8 protein-coding genes are annotated in these 6449 nt (G+C 57.8%); 1 reads left to right on the forward strand and 7 read right to left on the reverse strand.

Annotated features, from left to right (window positions below):
* Nucleotides 1–7 precede the first annotated feature (7 nt).
* From PMI30_RS32050 to PMI30_RS25460, 4 genes are all read right to left on the reverse strand, one after another.
* Complete coding sequence (locus PMI30_RS32050) at nt 8–244, reverse strand: hypothetical protein (RefSeq protein ID WP_008006269.1); 237 nt, start codon at nt 242–244, stop codon at nt 8–10.
* Between the two features lie 124 nt (nt 245–368).
* Complete coding sequence (locus tag PMI30_RS25470) at nt 369–605, reverse strand: hypothetical protein (protein ID WP_008006271.1); 237 nt, start codon at nt 603–605, stop codon at nt 369–371.
* A gap of 61 nt (nt 606–666) precedes the next feature.
* Nucleotides 667–1455, reverse strand: a complete 789-nt coding sequence (locus tag PMI30_RS25465) for a DeoR/GlpR family DNA-binding transcription regulator (RefSeq protein ID WP_008006273.1) — start codon at nt 1453–1455, stop codon at nt 667–669.
* A 214-nt stretch (nt 1456–1669) separates the two neighbouring features.
* The gene (locus tag PMI30_RS25460; RefSeq protein WP_008006275.1) at nt 1670–2563 is read right to left on the reverse strand and encodes a LysR family transcriptional regulator; all 894 of its coding nucleotides are present in this window, start codon (nt 2561–2563) and stop codon (nt 1670–1672) included.
* A gap of 85 nt (nt 2564–2648) precedes the next feature.
* Here PMI30_RS25460 and PMI30_RS25455 point away from each other — a divergent pair, with 85 nt between their 5' ends.
* Complete coding sequence (locus PMI30_RS25455) at nt 2649–3482, forward strand: NAD(P)H-dependent oxidoreductase (protein WP_008006276.1); 834 nt, start codon at nt 2649–2651, stop codon at nt 3480–3482.
* A gap of 457 nt (nt 3483–3939) precedes the next feature.
* Here PMI30_RS25455 and PMI30_RS25450 read toward each other — a convergent pair whose 3' ends face one another.
* From PMI30_RS25450 to PMI30_RS25440, 3 genes are all read right to left on the reverse strand, one after another.
* Nucleotides 3940–5268: an alkaline phosphatase D family protein gene (locus PMI30_RS25450; RefSeq protein ID WP_008006279.1), complete on the reverse strand. Its 1329-nt coding sequence runs from the start codon at nt 5266–5268 to the stop codon at nt 3940–3942.
* 134 nt (nt 5269–5402) lie between these two features.
* The gene (locus PMI30_RS25445) at nt 5403–5825 is read right to left on the reverse strand and encodes an HD domain-containing protein (RefSeq protein ID WP_008006280.1); all 423 of its coding nucleotides are present in this window, start codon (nt 5823–5825) and stop codon (nt 5403–5405) included.
* 15 nt (nt 5826–5840) lie between these two features.
* A complete protein-coding gene (locus tag PMI30_RS25440) occupies nt 5841–6191 on the reverse strand; it encodes a hypothetical protein (protein ID WP_008006282.1) in 351 nt (116 codons plus the stop codon).
* Between the last annotated feature and the right edge of the window lie 258 nt (nt 6192–6449).

A 6449-nucleotide genomic window follows, 5' to 3' on the forward strand; every position in this document is an offset into this window, starting at 1 on the left:
CCAAGTATCAATCGTCGTCGCGGTCGTCGCGATCCCGATCGCGGTAACGACGGCGATCATCACGTCGATCGTAATCCCGGTCATACCCTCGATCATCACGTTGGTCATAGCCTCGGTCATGATCGCGACGGTATTCACGGCGGTGATCCCGATCATACCTGTCGTCATCTTCCCAGTGAGGAAAGCAGCCTCCCAACAGGAGGGTACTTGCAATGGCCAGGGTCATTATCGCGGTGCGCTTCATTTGAACGTCCTAAAAGGTCAGAGCTGCGGGGATGAGGTGACGCTTCCCGCGAAATAAATCGCAGTGCGTTCAAACCCATAACTACGACCTTCCAGCCAATCAATGATTCCGTTATCGCCGGGCCTTACAGCGTTCTTTGGCTATTGCCGATGGTTTTGGCTTTTTCGATGGCCCACTCCATCGCCGCTTCCATGTCCAGCAGATGCGGCGACGGATGGTTGTCCTCAACGATGGCCGAACCGTCCGGCCAATAGACACCCATGAACATCTTCAACGAGCCGTCTCTCAATATCTCGGCTTTAACCTCGATGCTGCATCCGTTCGATAGCGTTTCCGAGTGGATCATATGGCGCTCAGTCATGGCTGCATTCCTCCCGTCGTTGCTATCAGCGTAACCCATGCTGCACTGAGCGCGATGATGCTCAAGCGTCTATCTGCACCACCTCGATCCCCAGCTTTTGATAATCCTCGACATTGCCCGAGGGCACGTGACGTTCGGTGATCAGGGTATGCACACGGTTGCAAGGCGCAACAACGAAGGGCTCCACCGCCCCCAGTTTGTCTGCGGTGGTAACCGCAATCACGTGGGAAGCGCTGGCGAGCATTGCCTGCTTCACCGGTACCTCATCGAAATGCAGCGAGCTGATGCCGACTTCCGGATGAATGGCGCAGACCCCGGTGAACACCAGATCGGCCTTGATGCCTTCGATCAGTCGTAGGGTTTCATGGCCGCCGGAAGACATCGTCGCGGGATTGAGCTGACCACCGGCAACAATCACCGTGATGCCTTTGTATTCGGCCAGGGTGATCGCGATCATCGGCGACGCGGTGATGGCCGTGATGGAGATGTCAGCGGGCAGCGAGCGCGCGATCTGTAGCGTGGTGCTGCCGGAATCGAAAATCACAATCTGGCCGTTTTTGACGCGGCGTGCGGCGAGTTGCGCCAGGCGGGTTTTCACTTCATCGGTTTCGCCAACCCGGGTGAAGTAATCCTTGCCCGTGTCCTTGGGACGCGGCAACGCCCCGCCGTGCACCCGCTGCACCAGCCCGGCGCTGGCCAACTCTGATAGATCCCGGCGGATGGTGTCTTCGGACACGGTGAAATGCTGGCTCAGTTCAGAGGCCATGACCTTGCCGTCGCGTTCGAGGATCAGCAGGATTTTCTGACGGCGCAGCTGCGGGAGTTCGGCGCTGGAATGCTCGGCTTGCATGGTTATGCCTGTTTTTGCGTGTTTGTGCGAGATTAGCCAAACACTGGAATGAACACAACCGGCAGCAGAAGAATGCAGGCTCATGCCAGGCGCAGAACCTGTGGGAGCGGGCTTGCTCGCGAAGGCGACGGCACAATCAACATTAATGTCGCCTGACACACCGCTTTCGCGAGCAAGCCCGCTCCCACATGGATTTGCGTTTAACTGACGTCAATCACAACGCACTCACAATGAACTCGCGCAACCATTGATGCGCAGGGTCGCGATGAACACGCTCGGGCCAGAGCATCGACATCTCGTAACCCGGGACATCAAGCGGTGGCTCGACCACTTCCAACGCCCCCGCATCGCGAACCAGCCGCGACGGCAGCATCGCCACCATGTCGGTGCTCTCCACCACCGACCGGACAAACAGGAAATGCGGGACCGAAAGCACCACCCGACGCGTCATGCCCGCCGCCGAAAGCGCCTGGTCGGTGACACCCTGAAAACTCCCACCATCCCGTGACACGATCACGTGGTCGAGCTCGCAGAATTGCACCAGTGTCGGCCGCTTTTTCAACTGCGGATGGCCGGCACGCCCTACCAAAACATACCGCTCGGTAAACAACGCTCGACGCCGCAAGCCGAGGGGAGCGTCCTCGCTGGTGTGAAAAGCCAAATCAATTGCCCCCTGCTCCGCTTGTCTGGCGATCTGTGACGGAACCAGGTCAAACACCGCCAGACGCGTGCCGGGTGCCGCCGAACGCAGCCCGGCCAACGCGGGCAACACGATGGTCGACTCAACGTAGTCAGACGCCATGACGCTCCACGTCTGCCGTGCCTCAACCGGGTTGAAAGGACTGGCGGGCGACACGGCGCGCTCCAGGGCTTCCAGTGCCTGGCGCAACGGCTCGCGCAACTCATCGGCCCGGGCCGTGGGCCGCATGCCGCGTGGTCCTGGCAACAACAGCGGATCACCGAAAATGTCCCTCAACTTGGCGAGATGAACACTCACCGACGGTTGAGACAAACTCAGGCGTTGCGCCGCACGGGTCACGTTGTGTTCCGAGAGCAAGACATCAAGGGTCAGCAACAAATTGATGTCCAGGCGCCGCAGATTATTCATGGTAATACCTGGCATATTGGTTATTCATTTCCAATATACCGGTTAAAGTCTGATTCTGCTGGCTCCTGACACCGGAGACTCAGCCATGAAAGTTCTGCTCGTTTATGCCCATCCCGAACCAAAATCATTGAACGGCTCGCTCAAAGACTTTGCCGTCAAACACCTGGAGGCTGCCGGCCACCAGGTGCAGGTCTCCGATCTATACGCGATGGACTGGAAAGCCTCACTGGATGCCGATGACAGTCCCGGTCGACCAGCCGACTCACGGTTCAACCCTTCGCAGGACTCCAAGCGTGCGTTTGAAGAAGGTCGGCAAAGCCAGGACATCGTCCTCGAACAGGAAAAACTGCTCTGGGCCGATGCCGTCATTCTGCAGTTCCCGCTGTGGTGGTTCTCGATGCCGGCGATCCTTAAAGGCTGGGTGGAGCGCGTCTATGCCTATGGTTTTGCCTATGGCGTAGGGGAACACTCCGATGCGCGCTGGGGTAACCGCTATGGAGAAGGCACGCTGGCGGGCAAACGGGCGATGCTGATCGTCACTGCGGGTGGATGGGAGTCTCATTACAGCCCTCGGGGCATCAATGGGCCCATCGATGATCTGCTATTCCCCATTCAGCATGGCGTCCTGTTTTACCCCGGCTTCGACGTGCTGCCACCGTTCGTGATCTATCGGACCAGCCGAATGGATGAAGCGAAATTTTCAACAACCTGCGACGCGCTCGGTCAACGGCTTGATGACCTCTGGAAGACCGCGCCGATTCCTTTCCGACCGCAGAATGCCGGGGCGTATGACATCCCGCAACTCACATTGCGTGCCGAGATTGCTTCGGATCAGTCTGGCTTTGCGGCTCACGTCAGACAGGCGGAACGTGATGAACCAAGCGTGCACGCGCCATTCGCAAAAGTGAACGCCGTGTAGAACAGACTGGCTACTCGCAAACACGAAAAAGCCCGCACAAGGCGGGCTTTGGAATCGATGTAGGTGGCCAGCGCTGGTCTCTGGCTTACAAGGTTTATCGGGCCTCTCACAGAACAGGATTTTTAACTTTAGGCTGTTCTGCCTCACACGGCATAAGGGCTGGATCTCAGCGCGGAGATCTTTCTAACCGTGTACCCTTGGGAGCGCGCCCCACGCTTCCTCGCTATCCCTTTGCGCATCAGTCTGCGTCTTCACCTACAGCTTCAGAATAGCAAATCATTCGAAGCCTGGGCCGGGCTTTTTAGACCGATTCTTTTCAAGGGGAATGACAGCTAAATGGAAAAATACTAACGCCGCGAGACAGGCTTCCATTACCCCCACGAAGGAGCTGTCGAACGCTGCGATCTTTTGGTCTGAGGGTCCGCAAAATCCGTAGGAACCCACCCATTGTTCCCCACTATGGATGAAACTTCCCAGTCGGTCCCGCACTCGTTCTGGTTGTGCGAAAAATCTTATAGCCCACCGTCTGCCTGGCTGACGTCATATCGACATCGATCACCATGACATTCGAGTGATTACCGTAAAAGGAATCCGGATCGATACACGACAGCGTGGAAATTCCATTGGGCAGGGTGTGCGAGTGGTTCATGTTGTAGATCTGCTCGGGCCTGATGTTTGGGGTGTACTGGTTTATCGGGCTGGACATCAACTCATTGATCATCGTGCTTTTCTCACCGCGCGAAACCTCTAGCGTGGCGTGATAAGAGGTGTGCATGTCGCCCGTCAGGAAGGTCAGGCGTGACACGTTTTTTTCGAGGACATGTTCAAGGATGCGGCTTCGCTGTTCTTCGAAAGCAGGATCCGACCATTTGTCACCTTCAGAGTTTTTCACCACGCCCACGAACGGCACGCTGGTGACAACGAACTTCAGGTCATCACGGTAACGTGACAGCCAACGCAACAGGTCGTCCTCCTGGACGTCATCGAGCAGGCGCCTTTGCGCGGTGCTGCGGTAATAACGGGTGTCCATGACGAAGAACTTCACCGCGCCGTAGTTGAATTCGTAGTGGTAATGATGCTCGACATGACGGCTCGAAGGGTTGTGCGAATGCTGAAACTCCCAATACGCCTTGATGGCGGCGTTCGCCAGCGCTTGCGTGGACGAACCGGTGGCCGTGTCGAAGTTGTTGATCAGTTCATGGTCGTCAAGAATCATGTAATGCGACAACTCTGTCAGCGTCCGGCGCGCGGGCACACAGTCCTCCCAGGCATCCAGATACTTGTCACGAAAGAACTGCACATCGATGGAGGGCTGGCGCGGGATGTCCGAGTAAATCTGGTCGCCGCAATGAATCATGAAGCGTGCGTCGTTGTTTTTGGCCACACGAGAAATCTCGACCCAGGCGCGGTCGGGTCTCTCCAGTATCCCGAGCGAATGCAAATTGCAGGAACCGAGCACGAAAGAGAATGATCCGGTCAGCTCTACCTCGGGAAAGGTGCGAAAGCGCCCTTCGGTATAGGCATCACGAACGCGCTCATCGGGTGCCGCCCCTCGGGTCTTGCCGAAGGCCACCTTCACGGTATAGGGCGTATCGGGATTGAGCTTTTTCCACTCCAGAACGCAGGTATAAAACTCCTCTGACTGGGCTTCGAGCACCTTGGTGGGGCCTGTCGCGTTGTTGTCGCAATCCACTACATCAACAAAGGCCACCGGCCAACGCTCGCTGGCGCGTACCCACACTTTAATCGACGTATCGGTGGTATGACCGAGAATGAGCCGTGCCATCTGATTTCCTCCTGAAACCTGAGCAGCAGTTCAGTCGATAAATCAGCATCACGCCACTAAGACATCAAACCCGCCGCGCAGACAAGACACTGTTCGGCTGTGAAATCAACTTCAAGGGGACAGGTACACACCCGCTACGAACGCAACACCCCAATCGCCCGCCGATACTTCTCAACGCGCTCCAGATCCTCCCAGGACGGCTGGGCAATCCGCGACAAGTCGCTGTTCTCTTCCAGGTCCGCCAGCTTCACCACCCGCCCGATCGGGTTCTGCGCCGCGCGCTCGACGAACGCCTCGTAGGATTCGCCTGGCACCTTGGTCACCGACGCAATCGCCATCAGCACCGTTTCGCTGAAGCCTTCATTACGCAGATCGTCGAAGCTGATGCCACAGTCCTCGACCACGTCATGCAATACCGCGACGATGCGCTCTTCCAGCGTGCTCACCCGCAGCATGACCTTCAGCGGATGCAAGATGTAAGGCGCGCCGCCCTTGTCCACCTGCCCCTCATGCGCCGCAGCGGCGATGGCAATGGCGCGTTCCAGTGTCTGGCTCATGGGATTCTCCTCGGGTTAAACGCCGTAGCGGCCGGCGACTTGAATGTTGCGCTTGGCGCCCTCGGCGTGGCGCTCGAGAATCATCGACACCAGCGTCGCCTGATCGACACCCGGATGACCCTCCACCAGCTCAGCGACCCAGCCACAACCGGACTTCTGCACATGCAACCGCCACTCACCCGGCCACGCCTCAAGCTCCGACACCGCCAACCACGCTGCCCCACCCTGCTCGCAATGACCGCCACCGATGGACTGCTCGAAACAAAACGGCGTGTCCGGCCGGGAAAGGTCGATGTGGAAGAGGTAAATATCCTGGGTTTTGTGCTGCGGCGTGGGGGCGTTGTTGCGGCTGCCGATTTCGATCATGGGCGCGTTCCATCCTTGAATTACCATTGGCTTTCAGTCTACGTCGGTAGCGGCGATGAACGGAAGCAAGCGTCCTCACCACCGAGAATCCCGCGCCTGCTCGTTCGATGAGCGCACAGCCAGGATTTTGAAGTCCGAAAATCTTGTAGGAAACAACCGATTGTGGCGAGGGGGCTTGCCCCCGTTGGGCTGCGAAGCAGCCCCAAACCCTGCTAGCCCGTTTCCTCAGACACACCGCAATGCCCGGTTTTGCGGCGG

Source organism: Pseudomonas sp. GM50 (assembly GCF_000282375.1).
Taxonomy (GTDB): domain Bacteria; phylum Pseudomonadota; class Gammaproteobacteria; order Pseudomonadales; family Pseudomonadaceae; genus Aquipseudomonas.

Coding starts and splice junctions, on each gene's coding strand:
- PMI30_RS25450 (WP_008006279.1), bottom strand. CDS start 5,268: ATGGCACGGCTCATTCTCGGTCATACCACCGATACGTCGATTAAAGTG.
- PMI30_RS25470 (WP_008006271.1), bottom strand. CDS start 605: ATGACTGAGCGCCATATGATCCACTCGGAAACGCTATCGAACGGATGC.
- PMI30_RS25440 (WP_008006282.1), bottom strand. CDS start 6,191: ATGATCGAAATCGGCAGCCGCAACAACGCCCCCACGCCGCAGCACAAA.
- PMI30_RS25455 (WP_008006276.1), top strand. CDS start 2,649: ATGAAAGTTCTGCTCGTTTATGCCCATCCCGAACCAAAATCATTGAAC.
- PMI30_RS32050 (WP_008006269.1), bottom strand. CDS start 244: ATGAAGCGCACCGCGATAATGACCCTGGCCATTGCAAGTACCCTCCTG.
- PMI30_RS25445 (WP_008006280.1), bottom strand. CDS start 5,825: ATGAGCCAGACACTGGAACGCGCCATTGCCATCGCCGCTGCGGCGCAT.
- PMI30_RS25460 (WP_008006275.1), bottom strand. CDS start 2,563: ATGAATAATCTGCGGCGCCTGGACATCAATTTGTTGCTGACCCTTGAT.
- PMI30_RS25465 (WP_008006273.1), bottom strand. CDS start 1,455: ATGCAAGCCGAGCATTCCAGCGCCGAACTCCCGCAGCTGCGCCGTCAG.